This window comes from Limibacillus halophilus (assembly GCF_014191775.1).
Lineage (GTDB): Bacteria > Pseudomonadota > Alphaproteobacteria > Kiloniellales > CECT-8803 > Limibacillus > Limibacillus halophilus.
The window spans coordinates 55,775-70,001 of sequence record NZ_JACHXA010000011.1 but is presented as its reverse complement, the minus strand read 5'-3'; the positions used below and the strand labels follow the sequence as shown (position 1 = coordinate 70,001).

10 protein-coding genes are annotated in these 14,227 nt (G+C 58.2%); 6 read left to right on the top strand and 4 right to left on the bottom strand.

What is annotated here, in order from left to right:
• Positions 1–4: 4 nt before the first annotated feature.
• Entirely contained in the window at positions 5–1,570 is a 1,566-nt protein-coding gene (locus tag FHR98_RS15765; RefSeq protein ID WP_183417699.1) for a phospholipid carrier-dependent glycosyltransferase, read from the bottom strand.
• Complete coding sequence (locus FHR98_RS15760) at positions 1,567–2,658, bottom strand: lysylphosphatidylglycerol synthase transmembrane domain-containing protein (RefSeq protein ID WP_183417698.1); 1,092 nt, start codon at positions 2,656–2,658, stop codon at positions 1,567–1,569. Before FHR98_RS15760 ends, FHR98_RS15765 begins: the two co-directional genes overlap by 4 nt.
• A 182-nt stretch (positions 2,659–2,840) precedes the next feature.
• Here FHR98_RS15760 and FHR98_RS15755 point away from each other — a divergent pair, with 182 nt between their 5' ends.
• Positions 2,841–4,451 (top strand): bifunctional glycosyltransferase/class I SAM-dependent methyltransferase, encoded by a 1,611-nt coding sequence (locus FHR98_RS15755; RefSeq protein WP_183417697.1) that lies wholly within the window; start codon positions 2,841–2,843, stop codon positions 4,449–4,451.
• 18 nt (positions 4,452–4,469) lie between these two features.
• Here the strand turns inward: FHR98_RS15755 and FHR98_RS15750 are convergent, their stop codons facing one another.
• Positions 4,470–8,249, bottom strand: a complete 3,780-nt coding sequence (locus tag FHR98_RS15750) for a cadherin-like domain-containing protein (protein WP_183417696.1) — start codon at positions 8,247–8,249, stop codon at positions 4,470–4,472.
• A 206-nt stretch (positions 8,250–8,455) separates the two neighbouring features.
• Between FHR98_RS15750 and FHR98_RS15745 the strand changes: the two genes are divergently transcribed.
• The 3 genes from FHR98_RS15745 to FHR98_RS15740 all read left to right on the top strand — a co-directional run bounded on the left by FHR98_RS15745 (position 8,456) and on the right by FHR98_RS15740 (position 11,748).
• Positions 8,456–9,214, top strand: coding sequence for a potassium channel family protein (locus FHR98_RS15745; RefSeq protein ID WP_183417695.1), 759 nt, complete (start codon positions 8,456–8,458; stop codon positions 9,212–9,214).
• 340 nt (positions 9,215–9,554) lie between these two features.
• Positions 9,555–9,680, top strand: coding sequence for a hypothetical protein (locus FHR98_RS16760; RefSeq protein ID WP_281369966.1), 126 nt, complete (start codon positions 9,555–9,557; stop codon positions 9,678–9,680).
• Positions 9,681–10,134: 454 nt separating this feature from the next.
• Positions 10,135–11,748: a BCCT family transporter gene (locus FHR98_RS15740; protein ID WP_183417694.1), complete on the top strand. Its 1,614-nt coding sequence runs from the start codon at positions 10,135–10,137 to the stop codon at positions 11,746–11,748.
• A gap of 99 nt (positions 11,749–11,847) precedes the next feature.
• On the opposite strand, the gene FHR98_RS15735 is transcribed toward FHR98_RS15740, so the two are convergent.
• Positions 11,848–12,747, bottom strand: a complete 900-nt coding sequence (locus tag FHR98_RS15735) for a branched-chain amino acid aminotransferase (RefSeq protein ID WP_183417693.1) — start codon at positions 12,745–12,747, stop codon at positions 11,848–11,850.
• A 186-nt stretch (positions 12,748–12,933) separates the two neighbouring features.
• Here FHR98_RS15735 and FHR98_RS15730 point away from each other — a divergent pair, with 186 nt between their 5' ends.
• Entirely contained in the window at positions 12,934–13,410 is a 477-nt protein-coding gene (locus tag FHR98_RS15730) for a MarR family winged helix-turn-helix transcriptional regulator (protein WP_183417692.1), read from the top strand.
• Between the two features lie 89 nt (positions 13,411–13,499).
• A complete protein-coding gene (locus FHR98_RS15725; RefSeq protein WP_183417756.1) occupies positions 13,500–14,189 on the top strand; it encodes a response regulator in 690 nt (229 codons plus the stop codon).
• The last annotated feature ends 38 nt before the right edge of the window (positions 14,190–14,227 follow it).

The window sequence follows — 14,227 nt, the reverse complement described above, 5'->3', positions numbered from 1 at the left end:
TAAGCTAACGCAAAAACAGCCGCAAACCCGGTCCCGGACTGTTCACTTCCTTATATCCTTGCTCTTGCGCCCAGCCGATCATCGGCCGGGACAGATCTTCTATCTCGTGGCCAATCAGGACGGCGGCAGGCGGGTTCGAACCGAGAACGGTGTCGAGCAGTCCTGGTGCAATCCCCTTTACCTGCAAGATGAGAGCGGGATCATCCTGGTCGGCAGTGCGATAGAGAAAAATGCTGGAGGCGAACGCCGGCATCAAGGGTAAGCCGGCCTCGATAACGTAGAGTGGGTTCAAGGTAGCGATCGGTCCGATAGCCTTCCGGTCCGCCAGTTCCCGGCGGATCGCCAAGGCCGCGTTGCGAACCATCGATGGAACCCACTGTTCGCTGTTACGTACCGTTGCTACTTCCTGCGCCAAGGTCCGTACCTGCGGCGAAAGCGTCAGGCCGATGGCCAGGCACACGGCACCAGCAAGGGCGATGATGCGAAAATGTGTCAGCCGGTCCTGATAGCGATCCACCAGCCAATTCACAAACACCGCACCCGATAACAAAAGGTAAGGACCAACGGGCATGAAGTAGTGCACGAGATGAGGAACCGGCTGCGCCGACAGAATGAACCCGGCGGCCAAGAGGGCCAGGACCAAGTAACCATCACGCGCGTCCAAAGCTCTGTGCAGGTCGTGCCACAGTCGGCCTGCGAGCGCGGTCGCCAGACCCAAAAGGGTGACAGCGAATGCCGCCAGCATGGTTGGATCCTGGAAAAGAACCGACAGGACAATATGCAGGACCATCCCGGGTTCCAAAGTTTCCGGCCGCCCGAGAAAGCGGTACCAGCGGGTCGGCGCGTCGGATAGGTGAAACAGGAACACGTCGTAGAGAAAATTGTCGGGCGCCTGGACTGCGTAGTAGAGAATCGGCAGAGCCCCCAGCATCCCGCCGAGCACCAACGGCAAGACGCGCGTTCTGATGTGCTCGTTCCATGGCCGTCCGCTGCGCCGGGAGATCACATAGACCGTGACCACGAGCGGGATGAAGGCCGCGGAAAGCTTTGTTCCCACTGCCAGCGCCAGGGCGATCCCCGACAACAGCAGCAATCGCCCGGCCCAGCGATCGCTGGCTAGACCGTATAGGCATAACGCAACGCCCGACAGCCCGAAGAATATCGGCATGATATCGTTTCGCGCGCTTCCGAAAGACGCCATCAGAAAGGGCGACAGTGCAAACAGGGCAGCCAAGCCCAGAGCTATTGTTTGGCGCTCGGTCAACCGCAGGCCGATGAGGTACATCAGCAACGTGCAGCCAGATGCCATGGCCCAACTCGTCAGTCTGGCGAAGAGGAACAGCTGCTCAGGGGCGAGCCAGTTTCCGATCGACCCGACCAGAAGCGGATAGATCGGCGGCTGAAAATAAAGATAGTCCCGGTAGAGCAAATGGTCGCGCATCAGGTACGCGGCGGCGACGAACTGATCTTCATCCAGAACCGTCTCCTGCATCAGACTATGCGGCAGGATGACGAGCGATAGTATCGCTACGGCGAACAAAGCGAAGATGTTGACGCGCGGGCCGGTCATTCCCGATCCATCATCGTGGCGGGGCTGGCGGCGTCTTGCGACCCGACCTGCTTTTGGAGACGGGGGAGAAGGAACAGCAACGAAGCCGGTACCAGGATCAGGCTATTGACCGCCCCGACCGCAATGCTGGTCGCCAGAGCATCGGGCCCGGCAACGCCAATCAAGCCAAAGCCGCTGACGGCGGCCAACTCGCGTACCCCCCAACCGCCAACAGAGAAAGGAAGCAGTTGGGCAAGCGATATCGCAAAACCCATGGCGAGCGATGCGCCGAGGGAAAGTTGTGGCGTCAGTGTCGCCAGAGGCACAACGAACATGAGCGCGAGAGCCAAGTGTCCAACGAGGGAGAGGCCGACCACGGACATGATCTGACGGGGGTTTCTCATCAAGCGCTTGAGCGAGCTGCGAATTCCCGGCAACTCTCTGGCGACCCAATCACCGATCCAGGGCAGCGAGACGGGAGAGCGGTCGGCGAAGAGAAGCGCCGCCATGACCGCCACCGCCAGGCATCCCAATCCCGCGATGGCGACCAAAACGCTCTCCGGCGAGGCTTGCGCGCCGGTGGACCACAAGGCCCAGACAAGACCCAAAAACCCGAGGCCGGCCAGTGTTAAGACTCCTACGAACCTGTCCAGCAGCGTTGCGAAGGAGGCTGCGCTGAGCCCCATTCCGAGGCCGCGCAGGCGGAGTATCCTATAGGGGTCTCCGGCTATCGATCCAGGTAGGAAGCCGTTGAGCAGCGCGCCTTCGTAGGTCAAACGCAAAGACGTGGCGAAGCCGGGGTCTGTCGCCATGACCACCAGAAGCAAGCGCCAGCGTTGCGTAACGGCAAAGATGCGAATCGCGGCCAACAGAATGAGCAGAGCGACGATGGTGGAATCGAAACGGCCGAGAGAGTCGAGCAGGGACTTGGATTGAATCTGGATGAAGGCCAGATAGAACAACAGTGCCGACAGAAACAGGCTGAGTAACGTTTTCCAGATTCGCTTTGCCCCACGCCGTGCAGCTCCCCCGGAGGACGGCGATTGCAAATCGCTTTCCTGGTCCGTTGCGGCCCGTGCGGTCTTTTCTGCTTCTTGCAATGCCCTCATCTCACCGCTCGTTGAACCAGCTTCCGTCGACTTGTAGCGTCGATTGCATGAAAATTGTTTTAAGGTTTAACAGTTTGTAATTCATTTTTGTATTATTATACCGATCAATGACTTGTCGTGCGGGATTAAGTTCCTTCTTGACCTAACGATAGTTGAAATTTTCGGCGACGGACGAGAGTGAAATGACGGAGCGCACTTCTGAAAAGCGGGCCAAAACGCGGGCGTCCTCGACGCGCGTCACCGGTCATGGAGAATCCGGGGCGGGCGGCAATGTGGTGGCGGCGGGAAAACCGCATGCTTCCAAGCAGGGAGGCGATGCGCAGCGTCCCCGTCTATTGATCCTGATTGTCGCCTACAATGCTGAAGCCTCCATCACCTCGGTTCTTGATCGAATTCCCGAGATTCCCGATGTGGAAGTCGAAGTCCTTGTCTTGGACGATGCGAGCCAGGACGAGACCTTCTCCACTGCCGACCGCTATCAATCCTGCCGCTACCCGGTGGTGGTGATGACCAACGGCAAGAACCAGGGCTACGGCGGCAACCAGAAGATCGGATACCACTATGCGATTGAACGGGGCATGGACTTCGTGGCTTTGGTCCATGGCGACGGCCAATATGCGCCCGAGCTTTTGCCGCAACTTCTGACACCCTTGAAGGACAAGGAGTGCGATGCGGTCTTTGGCAGCCGCATGATGGTAAAAAAGGATGCGTTGAAGGGTGGCATGCCGCTCTACAAATTTATCGGCAATCAGATTCTCAGCCGGGCGCAGAACAGCATTCTCGGCAGCGGCCTGACAGAGTTCCACTCGGGCTATCGTCTCTATTCGACGGCAGTTCTGCGGAAGATTCCCTTCGGTTTGAACGCCGATGATTTTTCCTTCGACACGGAGATCATCATTCAGCTGCTTGAGAGCGGGGCCACCATTCGCGAACTGCCGATCCCGACGCACTATGGAGATGAGGTGTGCCACGTCAACGGGACGCTATACGCCCTTCAGGTGATCAAGGCGTCGATCATGGCGCGCATCCAGCGGGCGGGGCTTTTCTACAACCCGCGCTTCGATGTTCAGCGGGATCGCTCCGATCTTTACAAGCCGAAGCTCAATTTCGACAGTCCCCACACAAAGGCGGTGAATGCCGTAGCGCCGGGTGCACGGGTGTTGGACCTTGGCTGTGGCCGGGGGCATATCTCGCAGGCTCTCCGCGACAAGGGATGCCATGTAGTCGGCGTCGATTTTCAGGTTGATCCAACCCGCTGCGACGAAGCAATCGAGCACGACCTCAATAAGGGGCTACCGGCACTTGATGGCCGTAGCTTCGATTACGTTGTGATGCTGGATGTGATCGAGCACATGAACCGTCCCGAAGCTTTGGTAGACGACCTGAAAGCATTTTTGGGCCAGCACCCCGAGACAAGACTCATCGTCAGTACCGGCAATATCGCCTTTGCACCGGTACGCCTCAGCTTGCTGCTGGGGTCGTTCAACTACGGTAGCCGCGGCATCCTGGATATGACCCACACCCGGTTGTTCACAGAGAAAACGCTCAAGCGGTTGTTCCAGGATCGTGGGTTCGACATCGATTGGACCGACGGACTACCGGCGCCCTTCCCCCTAGCCGTCGGCGATACCGCGCTGGCGCGCTTCCTGCTCAAGTTCAATCGGCTGCTGATCAAGATTTGGCGCAGCGCTTTTGCTTATCAGATCATGATCCAATGCAAGCCGCGACCGAGCCTCGCCTGGTTGTTGGAGCGGGCGCGCAGCACGTCGGCGGATCGCCGCAATGCTGCCTAGCGCGGTACTTCCCGACCTCTAGCAACCATCCTTCGGGAAACTGATCGACACGGTGGCTGAATCGGTGACGGCGCCATCGGCAGTGCTAATGGTATAGCCGAAGCTGTCCCCGCCTTTCAGGCGTGTTGCCGTGTAGGTGATCGTTGTTGCATCCCAGGTAGTGAATCCCTTGCTTGAGCTATGAGTGGCGTCGGCCACCTTGCGATCGGCAGGCCCGGTGCTGTTGGCGTACCAGTCAATCGTTGCAGGGTTGTTCCCGGAATCGACGCAAACGGTGAAACTGTTGGCGACCAGTGGCTCACCGGCAGGATCTTGCAGAGTTACATTCTGGTTATCCTGGCCGCTGTCTCCGTCATCGTCGGTGACCGTCAGTACGACGGCGTAAGTGCCGTAGTCCGCGTAACTGTGGTTGGGCGCGACTCCGCTACCCAGCGGGCTGCCGTCGCCAAAGTCCCATTGATACCCGGCAATGCTGCCGTCGCCATCGCTTGAACCGGCCGCATCGAAGCTACAATCCAGATCGGTGCAATCGAAGGTAAAGCTCGCAACGGGCGGCTGATTGGGCGGTGTGCCCGGATCACCGGTGGTGCCGTCCTTATTGATCTGAATGGCCGTGCCACCACTATCGTTGTCCGGGTCGTGGTTTGCGCCGGATTGATAGGTCCAGTCCGCAAAATCAACGCCGGTGACGGTCAGGATCGTGCTTCCTTCTTTCTTTGGTATGGGCGGAGAAACCACGTTCAGGCAGGGTGACTGGCAGCTATCATTGCCGCTCGCGCCGCCAGACCAGGTAAAGAAGACGGTCGCACCGATCACCGGTTGCTCGTCGCCGTCATGCACCCGAACCACTGCCACGGCGTTCCAGTTCTTGCCCGAGCTACTGATACTTCCGTCGATATCGCTGATGTGTGTCGTCGGCGAGGTCGGTGCGGGATCAACGGTGATCAACACTTGCGCCGGGGCCGCGCCGCCGTTGCCGTCCAGGGCACGGTAACTGAAGCCGTCGTCCCCATTGAACCCGGGATCGGGGGTGTAGTCGAAACTGCCGTCCGGGTTCAGGGTCAACAGACCGTTGTCCGGCCCGGTTGCGGCAATCAGTTCGGCGGTCAAACCATCACCGTCCGGATCGCTATCGTTATCCAGCACACCTGGGGCGGCGACATTCAAGACACCGTCTTGGGGTACGTTGTAGGCGTCGTTCACAGCAACCGGGGCGTCGTTGGTTGGTGTGACCGTTATCGTCACCGTCGCCGTTGGGGATTGCAGCAGTCCATCGTCAGCTTGATAGGTGAAGCTGTCATCACCGCTGAAGTTCACGCCCGGCGTATAGGTAAAGCTGCCATCAGGGTTGAGCGCGAGGCTACCGAAGGTCGTCCCGGATACCAGTTGGGCTTGGAGCGGGTCGCCCTCGGGGTCGCTATCGTTGTCCAGGACGCCAGGAGCGGCGACGTTGAGCGGGGTTTCTTCCGGCGTTTGGTATGAATCATCCAGACTGGCTGGCGGATCGTTCACCGCGGCGATGTCGAGCGTCACGGTCGTCAGGATGGAGTCCCGACCCTCGGTGTCGCGCGCTCTATAGGTGAAGCTATCAATACCGTTCCAGTCCGGGTTCGGGTCATAGGTGAAACTTCCGTCCGCGTTGAGCAACAAACTACCCGCCGCCGGGCCGCTGCCCAAAACCGCCGTGATGGCGGATCCCTCCGGGTCGCTGTCATTGCCCAGTACGCCGGGCGCCGCGACGGCGATCTGCTGGTCCTCGAGTCCATTGTAGGAATCATCGGCCGTGGTCGGAGGCGCATTGATCGTACCGCCCGATGCGGCTTGGACGGCCTCCCAAGCGTCGATGAGACCGTAGCCGGACGAGGGGCACCAATCGTGCGTGGCCGGATCGCTGTCGCACATATCACGCGCGGTGCTACGCAAGAGGCTGTACACATCGTCGGGCAGCAGACTTGCGTTTGCCTCCAACATTAAAGCCGCCACTGCTGCCGCGTGCGGTGCGGAGGCGGAAGTGCCGAAGAAGTTGGGGTAACCGTTCTGGTCGACGTCACTGTCCACGAAGCCATCGCCATCGCTATCTCCGACAAACCCGGGGAAGAAGGTCGTGTCGGTTCCATCAACCGCGGTGATTCCGGGTTTGAGGCGATACCACTCCGCCTCCGGCTTGCTGGAGCCGTCGTAGTTGAACAGAACCGGCGTCACGCCCCAGGAGGAAAAGCTTTCCAGCAGCGCGGGGTCGACACCGTTGTAGGGCGAATTGAGGTGATAGGCCGCCCCAACCGCCTCGGCGCCTTCGGCATTCATATGGCCCACGATGGTCGGTGCACCGGGGAAATGTTCGCTCGGCGTATTTCCCCTGTAGACGATCATCTTGAATTCAAGCGGGTTGCCGTTCACGTCGGTTAGCGTAGCCCCAGCCGGAAGGTTCGTGGGACCGCGCGCAACGATCCAGATTTCAAAGGTTTCATCAAACCAGAAATCGATGTTGGGGAAGGATAGAACCTCGACCGGGTCGCCGGTCCCTGTGGGGCCGGTGTTGTTGTCCACCGCCGTGGCGGCCCCCACTGGCGAACCGAGTATTGCGTGGCTTCCCACCAAGTAGGCATCCAGGTCGATACTGGCCTCGGCGCAACCGACAGTGCCCTCCGGGCAGGCGCTTCGGTAGGGGTCCTTCCACTGTATCGCGATGGTTACCACCGTGCCGAGCGGCACCTCTATCGCCATTCCATAGTCGCTGGGTCCAGTGGGGGCGCCGGTATCGCAATTGACGGCGAAGTTATGTAGAGAGCCATCTCCGGCGCTGCCATTGAAAGGCTCTCCCGACGCAGTGAAGCGGCAGTCATATGCCTTCTGGGCGCTGTTGGCGGCTGAGGAAAAGTAAGGGATGCCCTGTGCTTTGGCCGCGTCGGCCGCTTGCGCGATGACACCGTCCTGGAACCAGGGCTCATCGAAATAGATGATATCGTCGACAATAACATCGGGGGCCGGGTTGAGTGCGGCAAGGGCTTCGATGCCGGCGGCAAATCCGGCTTGGCCGTTCCAGGCGGTATGGAAGGCGATGGCTGCGCCCGGCGCCACGTCATGCACAAGTTGGGCCATGCCGCGCCCCTCGTCGATACAATTCGCGCCGCAGAAACTGTTACCATCCAGCAGGATATTGATGTCGGCGGCGTCCGGAAGGTCCCCGGTTGCGATGTCTTGCGCCATCGAGCGCGGCGCATCCGAGTCTGCGTCGAAACTGTCGGAAAGAATGCCGACCACGGTACCGGTGCCGAGGATGCCGACGGCATGCACTTCGTCGGCGCGGAGTGCGGGGATAGCCTGCCCGACCACCTCGCCGTAATTGGCTTGCAATGCCAGTGGTTCGCGGGCGGCTTGCAGCGACCCCAGCGACCCTAGGGCCGCGGCACGGGCGATCTGGCCTATTGGCAGATAGCCGGAAACCATGCGCCCGTATCTGGCATGGTCCTTGAGGCCTAGGCCGCGCAAATCCGATTCCAGGGCTGCGCCTGTGCCGGCGGCGACGGCATTCACCAGAACGTGGCCGTTGGAGACTAGAAGGCTACGGTCACTGGCAATGAACGGCGGGGCGGGTGCTGTGGCCTGGTTAGCCTGAAACTCGCCCAGGAGCCTGCGGAGAGCGGACCCGGTTCGGGCTAAATCTGGGCCCGTCGCCATCGCCGGCCGATTGCCGTTGGGGCCACTGTAGGGGACGATTTCCGCAGCCTGCGCGATAGACGCGCTTGCAAGCACGATAATAGCGAGGACTGCCGTTCGAAGCACGGACAGGTTATTCATAGCCAACTCCCTTCCCTTAGGAAGGTTAGCAGATTGCGATAAACATGTCATTTATTACAAAAAACTATAAATTATTGCAATTTTGCGTCTGCTTTGTTTTGTGTGGCTGGCCTTGACTGGACCGGTGGGTTGGGCCGGGCAAGACAAATCCCCGGTGACAGGCACCCCGAAAAGATGCATCGATAACGCTTCTAGAGGAGGGCAGATTGCGCGCGCGGTTGAGAGAGCTCTATTACGGCACCAGCGAAACCTCGCAGCGGTTTCGGTTTGCGTTGATCGGCTTCGATATACTCACCATCGGGTTTTTCATCGTGACCACGGTCCTGCCGACCGAGGCTTCTCTCTACGGCTTGGACTACCTGATCGCAGTGTTGGTAGCCCTGGATCTTGCAGCACGAGTCGCCACGGCCCATCGCCCGGCCAGCGCGCTTGTACAACCAGGCAACATCGTGGATCTGGTGGTGGTTATTTCACTGCTTGCGCCGTTGCTCTTCGAAAACCTGGCATTTCTTCGGGTGCTGCGAATGCTGCGCCTCCTGCGATCCTATCACTTGTTGAAGGAACTGCGTGAGCATTCGCGCTGGTTTCGCCTGCACGAGGAGGTTTTGCGCTCCTCGGTCAATTTGTTCGTGTTCGTTTTTTTCGTCGCCTCCGTGGTCTACGTGCTGGAAGGGCGCCGAAATCCCGATGTCACCAATTTCCTGGATGCACTTTATTTCACGGTTACAACGCTAACGACGACCGGTTATGGCGACATCATCATGACCGACACCCTGGGCCGCCTTTTGACGATCGTAATCATGATCTTCGGCGTGGCATTATTCTTACGTCTGGCGCAGACGATTTTCAGGCCCGCAAAGGTGCAGCACGTTTGCTCGTCATGCGGCTTGGAACGCCATGAACCGGATGCCGTGCATTGTAAGCACTGTGGCGAGACAATCCATATTCGAACAGAGGGTGCATGAAGGCCAGATCGGCGGTCGCTTATATTGCGGTGCAGCATCCTGCAGAAATGACATAGCTCAGGCGCAAGAACTGCATTTGTGCAGCCGCGGATAAGCGCCTATCTCCTGAGTCAGGTTAAGGATTAATCAGACCACTAGAGGTCGTATTGCATATGGAGGTCGCCATGTCGGTGAAAGGTTTCTTTTCTGCGTTGCTTCGGGTCGCCGACAGCATTGATTTCGGTCTGGTACTCAATCCCTACGCGCCGATGGCGCGCAACGACCGTCGGGCTCGTTGAAACGTTAGGATGAATGGTCCTTTTGGGCCAGAAAAGCGGTCTTTATGGCCAAGGAGAGAAAAATGTCGATCTTGAAGCTTTTTGGGTTCTTCCGGCATAGCACAGTCGAAAAGCCGTTTTCGAAGGTTGCCTTGGCTGAGAAAATTTCCGTGAACCCGTTGATGTTGCGCGGACTCGGCCTGAGCTGATCAGGTTGAGTAACCAAAGATTGCGATTGGTTCACTAACCTTTAGCGCTACCGATTGATTAAAAAAAGGCTCGCATTGTTGCGGGCCTTTTTTGCGTCCAAAGCCATTTTCTAAGCCGCCTTTCTTTTCGAGCGACCATGGCAGAATCGGTTCGAATATGAAAATATGAGGCGCTGTTTGAAAATTAATCCGTCGAATAAGCCAATTATTATGATCATGGGCGATGATTATTCGCTCTTAGATATTAATTCGAGGTGCCGCATATAAGGAGATACTGAAATTGGCGACCGATATACCTTGTAAGTAACTTGGGTATATTTGGAATTGTCGAATTTCTAGGCACGAAATAGGCCTGGAAACTATTGGGCGGGAGGCTAAATGGCCCCCTGTGGTTCATTGAAAGTAACCGCCTCGTCGGCGGTCGGGACTCCCAGCGAACCAAAGAGAGGGAACAATGACAAATGATCTAGGCGCAGGCCCCGATGGGGCAGCGGATGTAATTGAAACCGAATATGAGATAGGCCAGGACAATATCACCGCCAGCGTTGGGCCCTTCGGGTTGGATATCCACAACCCGGTTTTTGCTATCTCAGGGCTGACAATCGTTGCCTTCGTGTTTATCACGCTGGCCTTCCAGAACAGTGTCGGGCCGATTTTCAATGATATTAGGGTTTGGCTGACTTCTTCCTTGGATTGGTTTTTTATCGGCGCGGCCAATATCTTCGTGCTGCTTTGCCTTTTCCTGATCATATCGCCGTTGGGGAAAGTTCGGCTGGGTGGCATGGATGCGACACCGGATTATTCCTACGCGAGCTGGTTTGCGATGCTTTTTGCAGCCGGCATGGGCATCGGGTTGATGTTCTATGGCGTTTCGGAGCCGATCTCGCATTTCACGTCTTCTCTTGCCGCAGATGCGGGCACGCCCGATAGCTGGGCGCCCTTGGCTGGCGCAGCGGGCAACGCCGAAGAAGCTCGGCGGCTTGGCATGGCTGCCACCATCTTTCACTGGGGTCTGCATCCCTGGGCAATTTATGCAATTGTGGCCTTGGCCTTGGCGCTTTTCAGCTTCAACAAGGGGCTGCCGCTGACCATGCGGTCGATTTTCTATCCCATTTTCGGAGAGCGGGTTTGGGGGTGGCCTGGGCACATCATCGATGTGCTGGCTGTCTTTGCGACGCTGTTTGGGCTGGCCACATCGTTGGGCTTTGGGGCAGAGCAAGCGAGTGGTGGCTTGGACTATCTGTTTGGCATAGAGGCTACAGATTTCTCGAAAGTCATTCTGATCACAGCGATCACCGCCGTTGCCCTGGCTTCCGTCGTTGCCGGTATGGACGCGGGCGTCAAGCGGTTATCGGAAATCAACATGGTGCTCGCATTCCTGTTATTGGTTTTCGTCATCTTTGTCGGCCCAACGCTCGCGATCGTCAGTGGGTTCTTCAAGAATCTTGCAGCCTATGTCGAATACCTGCCGGCACTATCCAATCCGGTGGGACGCGAGGATGGCAACTTCAGCCAGGGCTGGACGTCCTTCTATTGGGCTTGGTGGATTTCCTGGTCGCCCTTCGTCGGCATGTTCATCGCCAGGGTCAGCCGTGGCCGCACCGTGCGGGAGTTCATCATCTGCGTGTTGCTGATCCCCTCGGTGGTCAGCGTGCTTTGGATGACGGCATTTGGCGGTACGGCTATCAGCCAGATCGTCAACGACAGCTACACGGCGGTTGCGGAGGCATCACTCGAACTGAAGCTCTTTGTCATGCTTGAGCCGCTGCCATTGGCGGGAATCACCTCGTTCATTGGAATCGTCCTGGTTATCGTGTTTTTCGTCACCTCGTCGGATTCCGGCTCCCTAGTGATCGACACCATCACGGCGGGCGGTAAAGTCGACGCGCCCCTGCCGCAACGTGTGTTCTGGTGCGTGTTCGAGGGCTTGGTTGCAATCGCTCTCCTGCTCGGAGGCGGTCTTGGATCGCTTCAGGCCATGGCGGTTTCGACCGGATTGCCTTTCACTCTGGTCCTCTTGGGCGGTTGCTATGCGATCGTCAGAGGGTTGATGAGCGAGCCGCGATAACCTTTGTCGGCGGGAAAAGAAAACGGCTCCCCAGGATTAGGGGAGCCGTTTTTGTATCCGAAGGCCCAAACCACCGTCGGTGGCAGGCGCTTGCGTAAATTATGCGGCGCTGGCGGCGGCCGTTGCCGGACGTCGCACGAGTTCATCGTACCCGGTCAACAACTGCTTCGTGATCTCTCCGGGTGTGAAGCGATAGTCGTCGATTTCGGCAACCGGAGTGACTTCGACGGCCGTACCGGTGAGGAACACTTCCTGGGTCTTGGCCAATTCCTCCGGCATAATCGGGCGCTCAACGATCTCGTAGCCTTTCTCCCGTGCAAGCTGGATGACCGTGCGGCGTGTGATTCCGTCCAGGAAGCAATCAGGGGTGGGTGTATGTATGACACCGTCCTGCACCAGGAAGACGTTAGCGCCGGTGGCCTCCGCGATACGACCGCGGTAGTCCAGCATCAGAGCATCGTTGTAGCCTTTGCCCTCAGCCTGATGCTTCGACAGCGTGCAGATCATGTAAAGACCCGCGGCCTTCGATTTCGTGGGTGCGGTGTCCGGTGCCGGTCGACGCCACGGGGAGACCGTCATGCGAATTCCCTTGAGGCGGGCTTCCGGTGAGAAGTAAGCGGGCCATTCCCAAGCTGCGATTGCGACGTTGATCGAGTTGTTCTGGGCGGATACACCCATCATCTCACTGCCGCGCCAGGCAACCGGGCGGACATAGCCATCCGTGATATTGTTGGCCTGAACTACTTCGCGGGCCGCTTCGTCGAGTTCTGCTACGCTGTAGGGAAGTTTGAAGCCCAGGATTTCCGCGGAAGTTTGCAGCCGTTGATGGTGCTCGGTCATCTTGAAGATGTTGCCGCCGTAGACGCGTTCCCCTTCAAAGACGCAGGAGGCATAATGAAGGCCGTGCGTGAGAACATGCACCTTCGCGTCTCTCCAGGGCACCAGTTGCCCGTTCTGCCATATTTTTCCGTCGCGGTCGTCAAATGGGAGCATTGCCATGGCTCGTTGCCTCATTCCTTGATAGAAAGGCCCGGCATGATCACTTGCCGTGCCCGTGGGTTCCTTTTATAAGCACATCAATCCTCGGTGACGAAAGCTACTATCCTGTCCAAAACAGGGGCAGAAGAGTTACTTTCTTACCCAAAGAGTTGACGACAGGTAACATCTTGAAGAAAATATGTCAACATGGCTGACGTAAAAGCAGGCCCCAATCCACTCTTTCTTCGCGAGGAGGAACTTCGGCGAGCGATTGAGCTGTTGTTTTTCGCTTATCGCGATTTCACCGGTGAACCGGATCGCATTCTGGCCAAGTACGGTTTTGGCCGCGCTCATCATCGCGTCATCTACTTCGTGGGCCGCAACGACGGAATCAGCGTGAGCGATTTGCTGCGCATTCTGAAGATCACAAAGCAGTCGCTGTCGCGCGTTCTGGGTCAATTGGTCGCGGAAGGCTTTATTGTGCAGGAGCAGGATGACTCCGACCGCCGCCGCCGTCTCCTCACACTGACCGATAAGGGGCGGATGCTAGAGCGTAGTTTGACGGAGCGCCAAGCGGCGCGGATCGCCCGAGCTTATCGTGCAGCCGGTCCGGATGCGGTAGCAGGGTTCAGCAAGGTGCTGGAAGAAATCATCGATGAGCAGAACCGCCGTTTCCTGGATTGACGCCCCGATGGCCGCCCCGATGGCCGCCTCGATAAGTCGGCGTGCCGGGGGGTGCTGCCGTGAGTTTCAGGATGCGGTATGATGCTGCGATGATGGACGACACACCACATATCCTGATTGTTGATGACGACACACGGTTGCGGAGTCTCTTGCGCAAGTTTTTGAGCGAGCAAGGATTCCGTGTCACGACGGCTGCCGATGGGGCGGAGGCGCGTGAAAGGCTGCGCGGTCTGTCGTTTGATATACTGATACTCGACATCATGATGCCCGGCGAAAGCGGCCTCGATCTGGCTTCAGATTTGCGGCGCCAAAACGATGTTCCCATTTTACTGCTAACGGCGCGCGATGATGTCGCAGACAGGATCGAAGGCCTGGAGGCCGGGGCCGATGACTATCTTTCAAAGCCCTTCGAGCCGCGAGAGCTAGTTCTTCGACTGAAAGCGATTCTGCGTCGTCGCCCGCAGGAGATCGAGGTTGAAGATGAGGTCTGTTTCGGGGAATTCACCTTCGATCTCAATCGCGGGGAGCTCCGTCGAGGCGATGCCTTCGTGCACTTGACGTCGAGTGAGGCTCAGCTTCTGAGAGCTTTGGCCCGTCGGCCAGGACAGGTGGTCAGCCGCGAGGTTCTGGGTGAAGACACCGCCGCGGGGTCCGGTGCGCGCACCGTCGATGTACAGATCACCCGCCTGCGTCGCAAGATTGAAGACGACCCGCGGTTCCCTCGGCATCTACAGACGTCTCGAGGAATCGGATATGTACTGATGGTGGACCGGGTCTAGCCCCGCCGTTAGGCTACAAGTTTGCAGGTCGACACAGC